General features: G+C 57.6%; 12 protein-coding genes. 11 read left to right on the forward strand and 1 reads right to left on the reverse strand.

Annotation, left to right across the window (positions count from 1 at the left end; translation table 11 throughout):
• Positions 1-40: 40 nt before the first annotated feature.
• On the reverse strand, positions 41-1,363 hold the full coding sequence (locus J2I48_RS23700) for a PQQ-dependent sugar dehydrogenase (RefSeq protein WP_207337998.1): 1,323 nt from the start codon (positions 1,361-1,363) through the stop codon (positions 41-43).
• A 173-nt stretch (positions 1,364-1,536) separates the two neighbouring features.
• Here J2I48_RS23700 and J2I48_RS23705 point away from each other — a divergent pair, with 173 nt between their 5' ends.
• The 11 genes from J2I48_RS23705 (at position 1,537) to J2I48_RS23755 (ending at position 17,275) form a co-directional block, all read left to right on the forward strand.
• On the forward strand, positions 1,537-2,643 hold the full coding sequence (locus J2I48_RS23705; protein ID WP_207337999.1) for an AAA family ATPase: 1,107 nt from the start codon (positions 1,537-1,539) through the stop codon (positions 2,641-2,643).
• A complete protein-coding gene (locus J2I48_RS23710) occupies positions 2,640-3,260 on the forward strand; it encodes a hypothetical protein (RefSeq protein ID WP_207338000.1) in 621 nt (206 codons plus the stop codon). The genes J2I48_RS23705 and J2I48_RS23710 overlap by 4 nt, the downstream gene beginning before the upstream one ends.
• 147 nt (positions 3,261-3,407) lie before the next feature.
• Positions 3,408-4,121, forward strand: coding sequence for an SdrD B-like domain-containing protein (locus J2I48_RS23715; protein ID WP_207338001.1), 714 nt, complete (start codon positions 3,408-3,410; stop codon positions 4,119-4,121).
• Positions 4,122-4,407: 286 nt separating this feature from the next.
• On the forward strand, positions 4,408-4,959 hold the full coding sequence (locus tag J2I48_RS23720) for a hypothetical protein (protein ID WP_207338002.1): 552 nt from the start codon (positions 4,408-4,410) through the stop codon (positions 4,957-4,959).
• A 3-nt stretch (positions 4,960-4,962) separates the two neighbouring features.
• On the forward strand, positions 4,963-5,532 hold the full coding sequence (locus J2I48_RS23725) for a phage tail protein (RefSeq protein ID WP_207338003.1): 570 nt from the start codon (positions 4,963-4,965) through the stop codon (positions 5,530-5,532).
• Between the two features lie 12 nt (positions 5,533-5,544).
• Positions 5,545-6,078, forward strand: coding sequence for a phage tail protein (locus J2I48_RS23730; protein WP_207338004.1), 534 nt, complete (start codon positions 5,545-5,547; stop codon positions 6,076-6,078).
• Between the two features lie 15 nt (positions 6,079-6,093).
• A complete protein-coding gene (locus J2I48_RS23735) occupies positions 6,094-6,624 on the forward strand; it encodes a phage tail protein (protein WP_229376727.1) in 531 nt (176 codons plus the stop codon).
• Between the two features lie 112 nt (positions 6,625-6,736).
• Positions 6,737-7,852, forward strand: coding sequence for an ABC transporter substrate-binding protein (locus J2I48_RS23740; protein ID WP_207338005.1), 1,116 nt, complete (start codon positions 6,737-6,739; stop codon positions 7,850-7,852).
• A 4-nt stretch (positions 7,853-7,856) separates the two neighbouring features.
• Positions 7,857-12,092, forward strand: a complete 4,236-nt coding sequence (locus J2I48_RS23745; protein ID WP_207338006.1) for a T9SS type A sorting domain-containing protein — start codon at positions 7,857-7,859, stop codon at positions 12,090-12,092.
• Positions 12,093-12,214: 122 nt separating this feature from the next.
• Positions 12,215-13,957, forward strand: a complete 1,743-nt coding sequence (locus J2I48_RS23750; RefSeq protein ID WP_207338007.1) for a helix-turn-helix transcriptional regulator — start codon at positions 12,215-12,217, stop codon at positions 13,955-13,957.
• Positions 13,958-14,074: 117 nt separating this feature from the next.
• On the forward strand, positions 14,075-17,275 hold the full coding sequence (locus J2I48_RS23755) for a T9SS type A sorting domain-containing protein (protein WP_207338008.1): 3,201 nt from the start codon (positions 14,075-14,077) through the stop codon (positions 17,273-17,275).
• The last annotated feature ends 29 nt before the right edge of the window (positions 17,276-17,304 follow it).

Here is a 17,304-nt window from a genome sequence, read left to right on the forward strand (position 1 = left end):
AGGGCGGGGGCTACGCTAAAGCCAACTCTAAACTGAAAACTCATTTCCCCGCCACGCGCCAGATGCGGTTGCCGGAATCGTCGGCGACGAGGAGTGAGCCATCGGGGAGCATGGTGGTGCCAACGGGGCGTCCGTAGACGTCGTTATCGCCGGTTTTGGCAGTGAAGCCCGTTAGGAAATCTTCGGGTTTGCCGGGCTTACCGTTAGCAAACGGCACAAAAACTACCTTATAACCAGCCAGTTGCGACCGGTTCCACGAGCCGTGCTGGCCAACGAATGCGCCGCTGCGGTAGCGTTCCGGGAAACCCTTGCCGCCCGTCTTTGGGTCATAAAAAGCCAGGCCCAATGAGGCCGTGTGTGCGCCCAACGGCACGTCGGGAATGATGGCCTTCTGCACCGACGATGGGCTTTCGCCGGCCCGGCGCGGGTCTTCGTTTTGGCCATAGTAGCTATAAGGCCAGCCATAAAAACCACCTTCTTTCACGCTCGTCAGGTAGTCGGGCACGAGGCCGTCGCCGAGTTCATCGCGCTCATTCACAGCCGTATACAGGGTTTGTGTACCGGGCATCCAGGCCATGCCTACGGGGTTGCGCAGGCCACTGGCGTAGACGCGTTCGCCCGTACCGTCGGGGTTGATCTCCAGAATGTTAGCCCGGCGTTTTTCGTGCTCAATACCATGTTCGGCCACGTTGCTCCCTGACCCTACCGAGATATAAATTTTCTTGCCGTCGGGGCCGGCCAGCAGGTTGCGGGTCCAGTGGTTGTTATAGCCACCGGCGGGTAGTTTCAGGATCGTGTCGGCGGGGGCACTCAGTTTGGTGTCGCCGGTTTTGTACGGGAATCGCAGCAGCGCATCGGTGTCGCCCACGTAGAAGTAGTTGCCCAACACGAGCATACCAAAGGGCTGATTCAGTTTACCAACCAGCACCGTGCGCAGGTCGGGTTTGCCGTCGTGGTTGGTGTCACGCAGGAGTGTGATGCGGTTGGCGCTGGCATCGAACCGTTGCGAACCTGCCTGCCCCGTTATTGATGACACCGCTTTTTTCACCCCTTTCTGCTCCGTGTTCGATTCGGCAACCAGCACGTCACCGTTAGGGGCCACGTAGGCCCAGCGCGGGTTGACCAGGTCGCGGGCGTATTCGGTCACCACAAACCCCGCGGGGGCCGTGGGCACCTGCCCATCTGGCCAGCCCACCACCTTGCTAAATGCCACCGCCGACTTTGTGCTGTAGGGCGCGGGCAGTTCCAGCGGCCCAATAGCGGTCTGCACCGTAACGGGATGGTCGTTGGCCGATTTTTTCTTCGAGCAGCCCAGCAACGAAAGGCCACTAAGCGCGATCAGGCCTATTTTCAGTATGTTCATGTGTATTGTGTTTACTGTCTGCTATAAAACGCGCGGCAACGTTTTTGGTTAATATGGATTGAGCGTAGTGATTACTGTGCGTATCGCCCTGCTACAAACATTTGACCGCCACGCGGTCAGTCAGGTGGTTAAAAAAACCGTAGTATTGCGCCAAAACCGACTACCTGCTGATTATGCTTAAGCGCGTTTCGATCCAGAATTTCAAGAGCCTCAAAGACGTTACGCTCGACCTCCAGAAAGTCAATCTCCTCATCGGCCCCAACAACTCCGGCAAGACGAATTTTTTAAAGGCGCTGGAGTTTTTTAATAAAAATGTCCTACAAAATTCCTCAATCTCTCTAGAGCAGATACTGAATGATAGTTTTATGCGCTCTTCAAGTTATGTCTCTTTAGAGCTAACATACCGTCGACATGAAGAACACATTCTTTTTGGGCGTCGAATATCTTTTCAAAACAAACATGAGAGTCCGTCATATCAACTTATAACGAAAGATGCGATAGAAATTAGCAGAGACAATAATGGATATCCAGATGTTGATTATTTAAGAGATCAGTATGATAATTTTACTATTTACAGACCAGATCCAAATAAAATTGTTTATCCTGGTATAGTAGGCAATGGTGAAGAAGTAGTTAAAGCAGATGCTTCAAACATCGTAGGGTTTTTAGATTTAATGTTAGGCAAATATCGTAGAAACGTATTTGTTCGTATAGAATCAGACATAAATATTTGCATTCCAGAGTTTAACGAAATTAAAATAGAAGATGTATTTGATGTTACAGAAGAAACTAGAAGGTTGTTTGGTGATAGGTCATTTAAACGAATTGGCTTGGCTAATATTGAAAGAGATATAACTTATTGGGCAGATGAACTCTCAGAAGGCACACTGTATTTTCTTGCCCTGCTCTGCATCATCAATCAACCCAACCCACCTAAACTACTTTTACTTGAAGAGCCTGAAAAGGGCATTCACCCACGCCGGATTTGGGAGGTAATGAAGTTTATTTTCCAACTTGCTGAAGAAAAAGACATTCAGGTTATCCTAACAACGCACAATGAGCACGTTGTCAACGCATTTGCATCGATGCCTGAAGCTGTTTTTGTGTTCGACAAAGATCTTGAAGGAGCTACTTTCGTGCAAAATCTTCAACGTGATATTATTGAACCATCTCATAAAAAGAGTGAAGAATTAGGATTAGACAAAATTGACTTTACTTCGAATTTAGGCGAATCCTGGATGTATGGATTGATTGGCGGCGTGCCTTCAGATGAATTATGAAACGACCTACTCGTTTAGACTACACACTTGTTGCAGAAGGCTATGCTGAATACACCTTCATTCCAATTTATCTGAGAATAATGGCAGAGCGGCAAGGTATCCAACTTGTTAGAAGCAAACTCGGCTTTAAAGGAGGCGATGCTGGCAAAACCAGAGTTCTAAAAGAAGTATCCAGTATTTTTACATCAGCTTTAACAAGTGGAAATCAATTACTCATCGCTGGTGTTGATTTGGATACTGCCGATCATGACAAAAACCAACCTAAGCACGAAGAGCAATGCCGCACACTAATCAATTCATTTGGTAAAACAATTAATGGAAAAGCAGCTATTTTACATTTTGTTCCAGTTCAAGCTATTGAGCAATGGATTGCTTATCAAGCGTACAGAGCAATAAGATCTGATCAATATTCAGCGAATAGTTTAGAAAGAATCTCGCAAAAAGAACTTAAGAAACTGCTCTATAAAGGCAGAAGCGACGGCGCGGCAATGGAGCTTATTGCTGAAAAAATTGCTCTGGTTGCCGATTATGATGAGTTAGCTAATCAGTCGCGTAGTTTCGAGCATTTTCATAATCAGGTGAGGTCATTTCTGGAGACATTTGCTGCCTCAAACTAGCAATAGATAGGCTGGGTATAGGATGGGCTGATGAGTAGCCTGCAATTTACTGGTGAGTTATACGCAACCTATGCGGGTAGCTGTCCGTACTGGCGTTGATCCCGGAAAACGTGTCGTTTTCCAAACCTTCTCTAACCAGTCACGACCATGAAAACATTGACCCTGCTCAGCGCAGCCACAGCCCTGCTGCTGCTCAACGGCTGTAGCACCACCGACGTAGCACCCCCCGCCCAATATGGCACCATCGGCGACAAAGTATGGAACGACGCCAACGCTAACGGACAGCAGGACGCGGGCGAGGCACCTATTGCGGGCGTGAAAGTAGTGCTCTACGATGGGGCTGGCAGCCTTAAGCTCGACAGTACCACTACCAGTTCGGCGGGGGCATATCTGTATGACAAACTCATCGCTGGCAACTATAAGCTGCGGTTTGTGGCTCCGGCGGGCATGGTGTCTACGCTGACGGGTACGGGCAGTGGCCTTACCAACAGCGATGCCGACAAGCTGGGCTGGACCCGCACCGTCACCATCGACGTATCGAAAAATCTGACCGACACCCTGCACGTGAATACGGCGCTGGATGCGGGCTTCCGGCCACAAACCAGCTATGCCAAAGACGTGAATCCCATTCTGGTGGCCAACTGCGCTTTTTGCCATTCCGAAACCAGTGGTGCTGCCTTTGCAGCGCGGGTGAAGCATGTAAATAACTACGCCAACGCTAAGGGTATTGGTGCCGCTATTCTGGACCGCGTGAGCCGGGCGCAGGGGGCGGCGGGCATGATGCCCCGGAATGGCACCCGCCTGTCGGAAGACAAAATCGCCGTGATCAGGCGATGGGTTGAAGACGGCCTGGGTGAATAAGAAACGATAAAGGAGTTAGTAGTTAAAAAGCCCCCAACAGCCATTGGGGGCTTTCTTTATACCCCTAACCTATAGTTATAAATTACATTACATATGTCCATAAAATACTCGGAAAGTACTCAACCTCATTGAAGTAGTAGACTTTGTCATAGTCTCCTCAGCAAGTATACTTACCCCTCAGTAAATAGTATTGGTTAAGCCATTTCCCTGTCCGAATATTAGGCCAAAACCTGGTGTTTTCTCAGATTGTCAGGGTGCCTTTTATCTACCATCAACCCCAACAGGTATGCAGAGACGTGTATTTATCACCAAAACGCTGTCGGCTTTTTTGCTTCCCCTGGTGCCGGGCGCGGTATTGGGCGCAGCTACGTCCGTAACAAGCCCAACTGCTTCAGCGCAGGCCGCTCAATTGCAGCAGCTCGTGGCGCAACTCGGTGCGCTCGAGCAACTTCAGTGCTACTATAGCTACAGCCCTGGCTATACCTCTCTTGCTGATCTGGCCAACCTGATTCGGCACGACTTCGCCCGGCTGGCGGCGGCGGCCAGTACCACCGCAGCAGGGCAGGCACTGCAAGCCAACCTGGCTACCGACGCGCTCTTTGCCAACGCCTCGGCAGATCCGTTCGGGTCGTTTGGGCACAGCTTCCAGTTGGGCGGGGTGGCCGTACATTGCCAGGTGCTGGCCCGCATAAACATGCCCGACGCGCCACCCCGCCGCCGTAACCAACTGCTGGGTACGTTGGGCGTGGTGGCTTGCACCAACGACACCATCACCCACCTCAATCTCGCAGGCGAGGTGCTGCACCAGTCCGCTTTCACCACCCACCAATCTGCCTAAATCATGGAAAATACGTTCACAGGAGCCACTCCCTACGTAGGCGAAATCAGGCTCGTGGGCCTCAACTTCGCCATCAACGGCTGGGCCATCTGCAACGGTCAACTGCTGTCTATTTCCGAAAACGAAGTCCTGTTTAATCTCATCGGCACCACCTACGGCGGCGATGGGCAAAGCACCTTCGGTGTCCCCGATTTGCGGGGGCGTGTGCCTATCCATATGGGGCAAGGTCCGGGTTTACCCAACTATACGATCGGCCAGGCAGCGGGTTCGTTTGAGCAGACGCTTACGGTACAGCACTTACCCGCCCACACCCACCCCTACACCTACCAACCGCTGGCGCAGTTGGGGGCTGGCACCGCCACCAACCCCGAAAATGGCTTCTTCGCGGCGGGTGCAGGGCGGGGGGGGCAGTTCTATCAACCCCTTGCCAACGCTAATACGCAGATGGCCAACGTAACAACACTGGCGCAGACGTCAAGTGCGGGCGGCAATCAGCCGATTCAAATTGCGCAGCCTTACCTGGTCTTGAACTACGTCATCTCGCTCTTCGGTATTTACCCAACCCCAAACTAGCCCTGCACTTTTATGGAACCTTTTGTCAGCGAAATAGGCCTGTTTGGCTTCAACTTCGCGCCCAGAGGCTGGGCCACCTGCGCCGGGCAACTGCTGCCCATTTCGCAAAATACGGCGCTGTTCTCGCTGTTGGGTACGTACTACGGTGGCGACGGCAGATCAACGTTTGGGCTGCCCGATTTACAGGGGCGCGTACCCATCGGGTTTGGGCAGGGGCCGGGCCTCCCCGACTTCTCTCTTGGTGAAACGGGGGGAGTGGAAACCATCACGCTGCTCGGGTCAGAGATGCCTGCCCACACGCACGGCGGCGGGCCTACGCTCACACAAGCCGCCTCGACCACCAACGCCTCGACCGGCGACCCTACCGGGGCCGTACCGGCAGCAGCAGCGGCCAACCGCTACGCCACGACCACCGACGCGCTCATGGCGCAATATCCGCTGACGCTGTCGCCAACGGGCGGGGGCCAACCCATCAGCGTGATGCAGCCGTACCTGACTATTAACTATTGTATCGCCACGCAGGGTATTTTCCCACCCCGCGGTTAACCCCACTTATAACTTATGGCGACTCTATTTGGAGAAACCCCTTTGATGGGCGAAATGATGTGGTTTTCGTTCAACTACGCCCCCAAAGGCTGGGCGCAGTGCAACGGGCAGCTATTACCCATCAACCAGAATCAGGCCCTGTTCGCGCTGTTGGGCACAACCTATGGCGGCAACGGCACCACCAACTTCGCCCTGCCCGACCTGCGCGGACGGGCAGCCATGGGCGTAGGCAACGGACACACCCAGGGCGAACGGGCGGGGTCTGCCACACAGGCGCTATCGGCGCAGCAGATACCGCCACACACGCATCAGCTCACGTTCAAACCACCAGCCAACAAAACCGCCGCCAACAGCAACAGCCCAACGGGCAACTACCCCGCCCCCGGTGGCAGCTACGGCACCAGTGGCAATACCAATATGGGTGTCACCGCAACCAATACCCAAACCGCCGTTGCCGGCGGTAGCCAACCGTTTTCGGTCATGCAACCCTACCTCGTCCTGAATTGCTGCATGGCGTTGTCGGGCGCCTTTCCAAGTAGAACCTAAAAAAAGTCATTAGTCATTACGCTTCGCTGTCATTCGGTGGTCATTCATAGCAAAGACAATGAATGACCATTGAATGACAGCGAAGCGTAATGACCAATGCCCCCTTCCTTCCATGACCATCGGCCTGCTTTTGCCCCAATCATCGCTCTACGCCACGTTGCCGTTCGACCTGGTGGAAGGACTGCGTGCGGGGTTGGCCGAGGTTGGTATTACCGACGCGAAACTGGTAATGGAGGGCATCGACTTTGGCACCAATGCACAGGCCGTGCAGAGCAAATCGCAGAAGCTGCTCTTGCAGGAAGGCGCCGACGTAGTGATCGGGATGGTGAGTCGCCGGGTGGCCGATGCCCTTGCGCCGACGTTTGCCGCGGCCAACCGCCTGCTGCTGGTGCTGGATGTGGTCGGCGAGTTTTTCGCGGGCGAACCCTTACCAGCACAGGTGTGGGTGCATTCATTGCAGACCTGCGCCGGTACGTGGCTGGCCGGGCGAGACGCCGCCGCATCGGGGCCGGTGATTCAGGCGGCGTCGTACTACGAGGCGGGCTATTTGCAGGGCTATGCCTTTACACAGGGTGTGGCAGCAGGGGGCAGCGAGGTGGGTCAATGGGCCGTAACAGCGCTGAAGACCGCCGACGTTACGCTGGCTGCGCTGCAACAGGGCATTGAACAAGGAACGGGCAAGAGCGTGGTGGCCCTCTACGCCGCCGACATGGCCGAGCAATTTTTTAACCTGTACGCCCAACTGCCCCAGCACCAGACCATACCCATCTGGGGCGGGCCGATGCTGCTGGACGAACAGACGCTGGCCAACGTTCGCTACCAGACACCGGGTATACGCGGCTACGTAGCCTGGTCACAAACCCTTGACAATGAAGCAAATAGCCGATTTATAGAAGCGTTGAAACGACGGGGGCGGCACCCTAATTTGTTTTCGCTGCTGGCCTACGAAGCCGCTTCGTTCCTCCCCCGCTACCTGACCGGCCCCGGCACTATCGACCAACTCGCCACGCTCACGTTTGATAGCCCACGTGGCACCATCACGATGAACGCCACTACCCACTACGCCAGTGGCCCGATGTACCCGGCCGCCATGGTTGCCAACAGCAGCGGTCATTCGGGCCTCAGCCTCGGCGAACCGATCTCGACAAACGATCCTGTAGAGCACCTGCTGGCGCAGGGCCAACTCGACACCTACGCTAACTGGTTCAATACGTATTTGTGCATTTAAGCTTATGAAACACCTATACACCCTCTGCCTTTTTGCCCTGCTGCTACCTAAACTGGCCTGGGCACAAACTACCCTCGCGCCGGGCGACGTAGTGTTCGTGGCCTTCAACATCTCTGACGACCGGGGACTAGGGCCAACCAACCCGGTTGGGCCGACGACCGTACCTATTACGCCGGGGTCAATTCAGGACGATCAGTTTCAGTTTATGCTGCTGAAGAAGGTCACAGCCAACACTAAGATCTACTTTACCGATTACGGCTGGAAGACGGCCGGTGGTTTTCAGCCATCGTGGCTGGCGGGACCGCAAAACAACGGCAGTGGTACCGGCTCTGCCGACGACGGTATCATTAGCTGGACAACCTCCACGAGCCTCGCGGCGGGAACGGTAGTTCGTATTACCTGCAAATACAATCTTTCGGCCAGCATCGGGACCGTTACGGGCGAAGAGAAAATTACGCCCTTCAACACCTCACCCGCCGGCACGGGACCCTATTGGTTGAACATGACCGAATCGCCCGACCCGGCCCCCGGCACCGCTACCAATGGCGACGAACTGTTTGCCTACCAGGCCACCTCGGCGCGGGCGGCAAACCCCACCGTACTGACGGGCGTGCGGTTCATCGGACTGTGGGCAGCGACAACGGGTACCGAATTCAACCCGGCGGTGTCGGATGTGCCGACCTCGCTGACGAGCAACGGCATGAACGCCGCCATTGAGGTAAACCACTACCAGTACCCGGCGGCGGCCAAGTACGACTGCGCCGCACCAGGCAATATCTCGACGGGCTTCCCCAGAGCACTCCGCAACGCCATCATGACGAAAGCCAAGTGGACGGTGCCGAACCTGGGTACCTCGTGCGAGGGTTTCTTCTACGACCCTACCACCAACTACAATTGCCCACAAACGTCGCTGGCGGGTTTCCTGCCCAGTACCTGCACCTTCACAGTACTGGAACTGGCCATCGTGCAGCAACCTGTCAGTAAAGTAATTTGCGCCGACCAGACGGCTACGTTCTCGGTATCGGCCACGAACGCGACGAACTACCAGTGGCAATCGTCGCCCACCGGCAGCACGTGGACAAACGTGAGCAACGGGGCAGTGTACAGTGGCGTGACCTCGGCTACACTAACGGTACTGAACCCAACGGGCCTGAACGGCATCCGCTACCGCGTCATTGCCTCCGAAACCACCGAACCCGCCTCGGCCACCTCCGACGGGGCAGCCACCCTGACGGTAAACCCGCTGCCAACCGTGACGCTGACCACCGGTAACGTTTGTACACCAGCCTCCGTCACGCTCACTGCCACCAGCGGCCTGACCAGCTACACCTACACCGGATCCAATGGCTTTAGCAGCACCGGCACCACCAACACCACGCAGGTGGCGGGGCTTACGGCGGGACCGTATAGTTTCACGGTCAAAGCTACCAACAGTAACGGGTGTAGCAACACCGCGACGGCCCCGGTGACCGTCAGCGATCCCTTGGCCATGACCCTTGGCGCCCCGGCCATCTGCGCCGGAGACGCGCTCACGCTCACGGCCTCGTCGGGGTTCAGCAGCTACACCTACACCGGTTCGAACGGGTTTACCAGCACCGGTATCGCGAGCAGCACCCAGGTAACTGGGCTGGTGGCAAACACGTATAGCTTCACAGTAGCAGGTACGTCGCCCGGTGGTTGCCGCAGCACGGCCATAACGTCGGCCATAGTGAATCCTTCGCCAACAGTCACGCTGGCGGGAACGGTTGTCTGTGGCACGGGCGTAAGCCTCACCGCTACGAGCGGGTTATCAAGTTATACCTTTATTGGGCCGGGGGGTATCACGGCTGTGGGTACGTCGAACACCACTACACTAACGGGCATTCCGTCGGGCACGTACACCTTTACGGTCATTGCGGTGAACAGCAGTGGCTGCTCGGCCAGCGGGACGGTCTCGATCAATGCCCAGATTCCGATTCCGAGCATCACGACCAACCCCAACACGACCACGCTCTGCGCGGGTGCCAACCTCCGGCTGATCGGGGCGGGGGGGCTTGGTTTTAGGTGGTCAGGGCCAAACGGTTTTAGCAGCGCCGTGTCGAACCCCCCGCTCGTTAATTTACAACCTATAGACAGCGGTACGTACTCGCTCACCGTAACGGCGACCAGCGGCTGCACGGCAACGACCAGCGTGGCTATCACTATTGAATCGGTGACGGCCACCGTCTCGGCCAGCCCATCTACCACGCTGACCTGCAACGTACCCAGCCTGACACTCACGGCATCGGGGGGTAACAGCTACACCTTTGCCGGGCCGGGCGGGTTCAGCCAGAACAACACAACGGGCGTAGCGGTGGTAAATACCGCTGGTACGTATTCGGTGACGGTGGCCAACGCGGCGGGGTGCCGTAGCGAAACCACCATTGCCATCAGCAGCGACCAGACCGCCCCAGCCAGTGTATCCCTCACGTCGAGCCTGGCGGGTGTTGTTGGGCCAAATATCATCAACTGCGCCATACCCAGCCTGACGCTCACCGCCTCGGCCACGCCCACCAGCACCCAATCGCCGATTCTGACGTATGTGTTCAAAGGTCCGTCTGGTACGCTGCCTGGTACAGGTACGGAGCGCATTATTTCGGCCGGGGGTACTTATTCAGTTATCGTAACGGGGGCGAATGGCTGCACGGCAATGGCCACCAAAACGATTTTTGAAAGCACAACCGCCCCAACGGGTGTAACCTTGACACCCACCCCAAGCGGCACGTTGACGTGTGCGCAAACCAGCCTGACCCTCAACGCCTCGGCCACCGGCGATGGACTAACGTATTTCATTTATGGCACCACCACACTACCAGCTACGAATGGTCCTCAGCGTGTGATCACCGTGCCCGAAACCTACACGGTGGTTGTGTACGGCAGTAATGGCTGCTCAGCGTTTGCCACGACAACAATTAGCCAAAACATCGTTACGCCCACGGCCAGCCTGACCGCTGCCACGGGTAGCCTCACCTTCTGCAATGGCACGGCGCTGACACTTGTGGCGGGCACCGGGGCTACCTACCGCTTCAGCAGTGGGGCCACCCAGCTAGGCGGCAGCAGCGGCAACACCGCCACCGTCAACGCGACAGGTACATACTCAGTCACCGTGACGGGCGCCAACGGCTGTACCAACACGGCCAGCATCTCAGTCAGTACCGTCGTGGTGACAGCCGTGACCAACGCCTTCCCCGCCAGTGTGAGTGTCTGCGAGGGCGACAGGCCCAGCGGCCTGACGGTTACGGCCAACGGGGCCAACCTGACCTACCAGTGGTTCAAAGCCACTACGCCCCTGCCCGGCCAAACCACCAACACCCTGACCTTCCCGGCCAGCACCCCCGCCGACGCGGGCAGCTACTACGTGGTCGTGTCGGGAGCCTGTGGATCGGCCAGCAGCAGCACTATGGTGCTCACTGTGAGGCCCCGCCCGGCTGCCCCGGCCCTCTCGCCCACCAGCCGCACGGCCGTAGCCGCCCCGGCGGCTACCATCCCTCTACCCCCCTTTGTGGTGGCCACGGGTACGCTCAGCTTCTCAGGAGCCAACGGCCTGCTCAACCCACCCAATGCTGATATTTCGGTGGTGGGCGTCTTCAACTTCCTGGTCACGCAGACCGATGGCTTTGGCTGCACCAGCCCGGCCACGCCCTTCAGTCTGACGGTGCTCTCGCCCCTACCCCCCGCCAGCCAGACCCTGTGTCGGGGCAGTCAGGTGGTGATGAACGTGTTCCCGACGGGGGTGCGCTACGAGTGGTATAAAAACGGGCAGACGGCGGCCAACAAGCTCCTCGACGTAGTCGGCGTACAGCGGGGCACGACCACGGCCAGCCTCACGCTGGTGAGTGTACAGACCAATGCCACCTACTACGCCAAGACCTTCGCCGCCAACGGCAGCTTCAGCTGGTCGGGTCCCTTTGCCCTGGTGATTGGCAACTGCGGCGGCCGCGTGGCAGCGGCGGAACCAGCGGCGGCCACCTTACAGATTCAGGTAACGCCAAACCCGCTGATCACCAACACACTGCGGGCCACCGTAAGCGGGGCAGGTGGGCACCGGTTAACGCTGCAATTGCTGGATCTGCAAGGCAAGCCAGTGATAGAACAAACCTGGCCGGAAGCCGCCGAGCAGCAGGCCGTGGAGTGGAATGTGAGCCAGCAGCCAGCAGGTATGCTCCTGCTGCGCGCCACCACCGAACGGCAAAGGCAGACGGTGAAAGTGCTGAAGGAGTGAGGGGTGACTCGTGCCTATATCCGTTCACCCAATGTATGCACTTATTTTTTTTCAGCTATGCGTATCTTTCAACTTGCTGACCAGCACCTGTTTACCAAACCGCTCCGTACGGTCAGCCGGTTATGCAGCTATGTAGTAACCAATACTCATACCCCTGGTTGAAGGCGGGGCGAGCCATAGGCCTCCTTGTTGGTGGTCTGTGCCTCGCCCTGCGCCTTCACGCTCAGCCCTTTCTGCAACAGCTTGAGTGGGCATCACCTGCCGAGCGTGTTCGGATGACGCTGTTCTACTTCGATACCTGTCGGGCGGTGGTGCAGAGCCAGCCCGCTGCTTTCCGGGTGCTCGACAAACTAGACAAACTTGGGCTGCAACAACGCGATACCCAACTCCGACGCTACGTTCGGCTCCTGCGCGATAGCTACGCCAAAAACACCCCCAACCGCAGCCCCGGCCAGAATGCCCAACTATTTCTGACGATTGCCCGGAAAGCGGAAGCCGACAGCGATGAGCAGATAGCCGGGGTGGCCGAACACTTCGCCGGGCAGTACTATTACCTAGGTCAGGACTACGGCAAAGCCTTCCAGTACCTGCTGTCGGCCAACGGGCGGTTCCGGCAAATTGGCTACGCCAATGTACCCGAAATCCACCGCTATCTCTACGAACTGGCCTTCAATTATTACCACTTCTACGAAGACACGAAGGTTATTGCCCTGCTGACCGAAGCGGCCAACTACCCGCCGTTTAACCCCAACCTGCACATCCAGACCTTCAATACGCTGGCGATGGCCTATACGCGCCAACGGCAAGACTCGGTTGTAGCCAACCGGCTGGCCGAGCAATTTTACCAGAAGGCGTATCAGCTGGCCGTAGCCTACCGCGATTCGGTCTGGATGGGCATCACCACCGGTAATCTGGGCAGTTTGTACGCCAAGCAGGGGCGGTGGCAGGCCGCACTGAACGCCCTGCGCCTTGACTATCGGCTAGAGATGCCGACGGCTTCCCAACTGGGCTACCCCATGAGCACGGCCATCGACATGGCGAATGCGTTTTACGAACTGGGGCAGTTAGACAGCTGCCGGGTTTACCTCGGTGAAGCAGGCCGATTCGCCCAATTCAACACTGGATTCGACTACAGCCAGTCGATTCAGAGGGAACTGTTCTGGCAGCAGTATTATAAGGTGGCCCGAAAATACCATCAGCACATGGGCAACCTGCCCGAATTGGCCCGTTGTACCGACAGCCTGCTGGTGTACGAAGCACGGGTTGGCAAACGGCACCAGTCGAAAGCAGCGGCCCTGGCCGAGCAGCGGCTATTGGTGCAGCAATACGAAGCGGAGGTAGCCAGTCTGGAGCGCCGCAGCCTGACGCAATGGCTGCTCTTGGGCGCAGGCGTTGGTCTGGCCATGCTGCTGGGCTGGCTATATCGATCCAGCCTGCGCCGTCGGCAGCAGGAGGCCCGCGCCAACGCCGAACGGGAACAACGCCTCGAACGGGAGAAGCAACACGTGAGCGATGAACTCGACCGGGCCGTACAGGAGCTGAACCAGTTTCTGGAACAGCTTCAGCAGGACGAACTGAACAACCAACTCAGCACAACCTCCCTGCTGACCAATGAACACTGGACCGGGTTTCGCCAACGGTTCGAGCGCGTTCACCCCGCTTTCTTCAAGCAGCTCCGCGTTCAGTTTGCCGACCTTACCCCGGCCGAAGAGCGATTACTAGCCCTCTCGAAGCTTCATATCGACACCCTCCGTATGAGCCACATGCTGGGTATCTCACAGGAGTCTATCCGCAAGGCCAAATACCGGCTGCGTAAAAAACTGGGGGTTGAAGGAGCCTCGTCGCTGTCGGACTTGCTGGAGTAGGGCAGGCATTGGTCGACCGTTCCCGAATTGTCCACGCGTTGTCCACGCCCCGAACTTGCCTGGCAGGCGGAAAATGGCTCATTTAGTCTTACCAAATAGCCCTATTCTCCCCTACTCATGACACACGCTCTACGTCTGACCACCGCCGTGCTGCTAGTTGCTTTTCTGACCGCCAGCACTTACCAAACCGCCCTCGCCCAGGTAACTCGTTACGTGAGCACCACCGGCATCTCCGATCCGGTCACCGCGTTCAGCTGGGCCACCAGCACCAACAACTTGCAGTGGGCTATCGACGTCAGCAGCGCGGGCGACGTGGTCTGGGTGGCGGCGGGTACCTACAAACCCACCGCCACAACCAACCGAACGGTGAGTTTTTCGATGAAAAACGGGGTGGCGATATATGGCGGTTTTCGGGGAAATGAAACGGCTCTAAACCAACGCCCCGCCGTAAACCCTGTGACTAGCCAACCATCGAATACTATACTCAGTGGCGATATTGGCACGCCCGGCGACCCCGCCGACAACAGCTTCCACGTCATCAGCAATCGGGGCAACACGCAGACGGGACTAACGAACACGGCTATGCTGGATGGCTTCGTAATCACCGCAGGCAATGCTGTAACCACCAACACCAGCAACCCCAATGACGATTTAAATAACAGCGGGGGCGGGATCTATAACGGAGCCTTTGGAGGAACCTGCAACCCCACCATCCGCAACTGCCTGTTCCAGAACAATTTCGCGCTCTTTGGGGCGGGTATGGGCAACGATGGCTATGGACAGGGTACGGCGAGTCCGCAGCTGACCAACTGTCTGTTTCAGAACAATACCGCGTTCACCTCTGGCGGAGCACTGTTCAACAATGGCAATTTTGGCACGAGTAGCCCCATGCTGACGAATTGCCTGTTTCGGGCCAATATCGCGCTACCCTCTGTGTCTGTACCCACCACGTCGGGCGGAGCAATCTATAACTTAGGAGCGCAGGGACGAAGCAGCCCCGTGCTGACCAACTGCGGGTTTTTGGCGAACAGGGCCAGCGTCGGCGGGGCAATGTATAACGATGCCCTCAGTGGCCTCAGTGAAGCCCAACTGACCAACTGTGCATTTCAATCTAATTCGGCTACCACTGGCGGTGCCATACACAACCAGGGGGGACTAACTGGTGTGAGCCGACCAGCCCTGGCAAATTCGGTATTCTGGAACAACGGGGGAACCAACACGTTTTCGAACGATGAAGCCAGCATCACGACCGCCTACTGCCTGTTCGAGAGTGCAGTAACGGGCTACAACGCCGGTACTGGCAACCTGACCAATGCCGCCGCCTCGCCCTTCAAGAATACCACCAGCATAGCCCTGACGGCGGGCTCGGCGGCCATCAACGTGGGCAACCCCGCTAGCGTTACCACCGCCAGCTCGCCTTACTCAGCACTTGCTCTGCCCACTACCGACTTGGTGGGTAACCCCCGCATTGTGCAGAACCGGGTCGATATGGGGGCCGTTGAGTATACCCTTTCTTTACTGACCGCCGCCAATCCCAACCCCATCTGCGCGGGCAGCACTGTTGCGCTATCGGTCACGGCCAGTGAGGGTAGGTCTCCCTATAGCTACACGTGGGTGGCTCCGGCGGGTATCAGCTTGTCAGGTACGTCTACCTCGGCGGTATCGGCTTCTGTGGGGGGCGGCCTGTCGGGTGTGCAAACGCTGACGGTACTCGTAGCCGATGCTACCACCCCCACGCCCCTGGTCAACATCGGTCTGGTTGAGCTATTGGTGAATGCCCGGTCTGCCGCTACGCTGTCGGCCACGCCGGGTTCTGTACTCGGCTGCGCCCAGACCATCATCGCCCTCACGGCCACCGGTGGCGCGCCCTACACGTTCACCCGCTTGGGCGGCGGGGCCGGTATCGTGAGCCAGAATACCACACAGGGAACGGCCATCATCAATGCGCCGGGTACATACTCGGTGGTGGCAACGGGTGCGAGTGGCTGCACGGCCAGTGCCGGTGTGGTTATTACCCAAAACAGAACACCGCCCGGTGCTACGCTCACGGCCATCCCTTCGGCCACGCTCACCTGCGCCCAGGCCAGCCTTACGCTCACGGCGACGGGCAACGGAGCCTATGCCTTCAGCCGTGTGGGTGGCGGGGCCGGTATCGTGACCCAGAATGCGCTGGCCGGGACAGCAGTGGTGAATGCCGCTGGGACGTACTCAGTTACGGTGACCAACACCACCACAGGCTGCTTTAGCACCACGACCCTCGCCATTAGCCAGAACACCGCTACGCCATTGGCTATACTGTCGCCGGCCAGTACCTCGGTCTGCGCCCCCGGCAGTGTGACGCTGACGGCCACCGCCGGAGCAGCTACCTATGCCTTCAGCGGGCCGGGTGGTTTCAGCCAGAACGGCAGCAACAACAGCATAGTCGTTTCTCAATCAGGCAGTTACACCGTACTAGTAACAGGAGCTAACGGCTGTACGGCCACCGGCACTGCGTCGGTAACGATTCAGCCGCGCCCCTCGGCCCCCACCCTTACGCCGGGGACTACGTTTACAACCCTAAACAGCACCACCCCCTTCGACCTGACCGGGCTGGTGCAACCTGCCACACCACCCAACACGCTGGCTTTCTACAGTATGGGGGGGCTGCTCAGCCCGCCCAACGCCAACGTCAGCACGGCGGGTATCCAGAGCTTCTCGGTGGTGCAGATCAGCGCGTTTGGTTGTTTCAGCCCGGACACGCCGTTCAGTTTAACGGTCATCTCGCCCCTGCCCCCCGTCAGCTATACCCTCTGCCGGGGCGATCAATTGGTGCTGAACGTGCTGCCCAGCGGCGGGCGCTACGAGTGGTACAAAAACGGGCAGACGGCGGCCAACAAGCTCCTCGACGTAGTCGGCGTACAGCGGGGCACGACCACGGCCAGCCTCACGCTGGTGAGTGTGCAGACCAATGCCACCTACTACGCCAAGACCTTCGCCGCCAACAGCAGCTTCAGCTGGTCGGGTCCCTTTGCGGTGGTGATTGGTAACTGCGGCAGCCGCGTGGGGACAGAAACAACGGAGGCTTCTCTACAAGTCCGGATGTCCCCCAATCCACTGATTGCCAATACCCTACGGGCCACCGTAAGCGGGGCGGGTGGGCAACGGCTAACGCTGCAATTGCTGGATCTGCAAGGCAAGCCGGTGCTGGAGCAAACCTGGCCGGAAGCCGCCGAGCAGCAGGCCGTAGAGTGGAATGTGAGCCAGCAGCCAGCAGGTATGCTCCTGCTGCGCGCCACCACCGACCGCCAAAGCCAGACGGTGAAAGTGCTGAAAGAATAATTCACTGCAACGGCGGCACGTTCCAACCG

It is taken from the genome of Fibrella aquatilis (assembly GCF_017353255.1).
Classification (GTDB): domain Bacteria; phylum Bacteroidota; class Bacteroidia; order Cytophagales; family Spirosomataceae; genus Fibrella; species Fibrella aquatilis.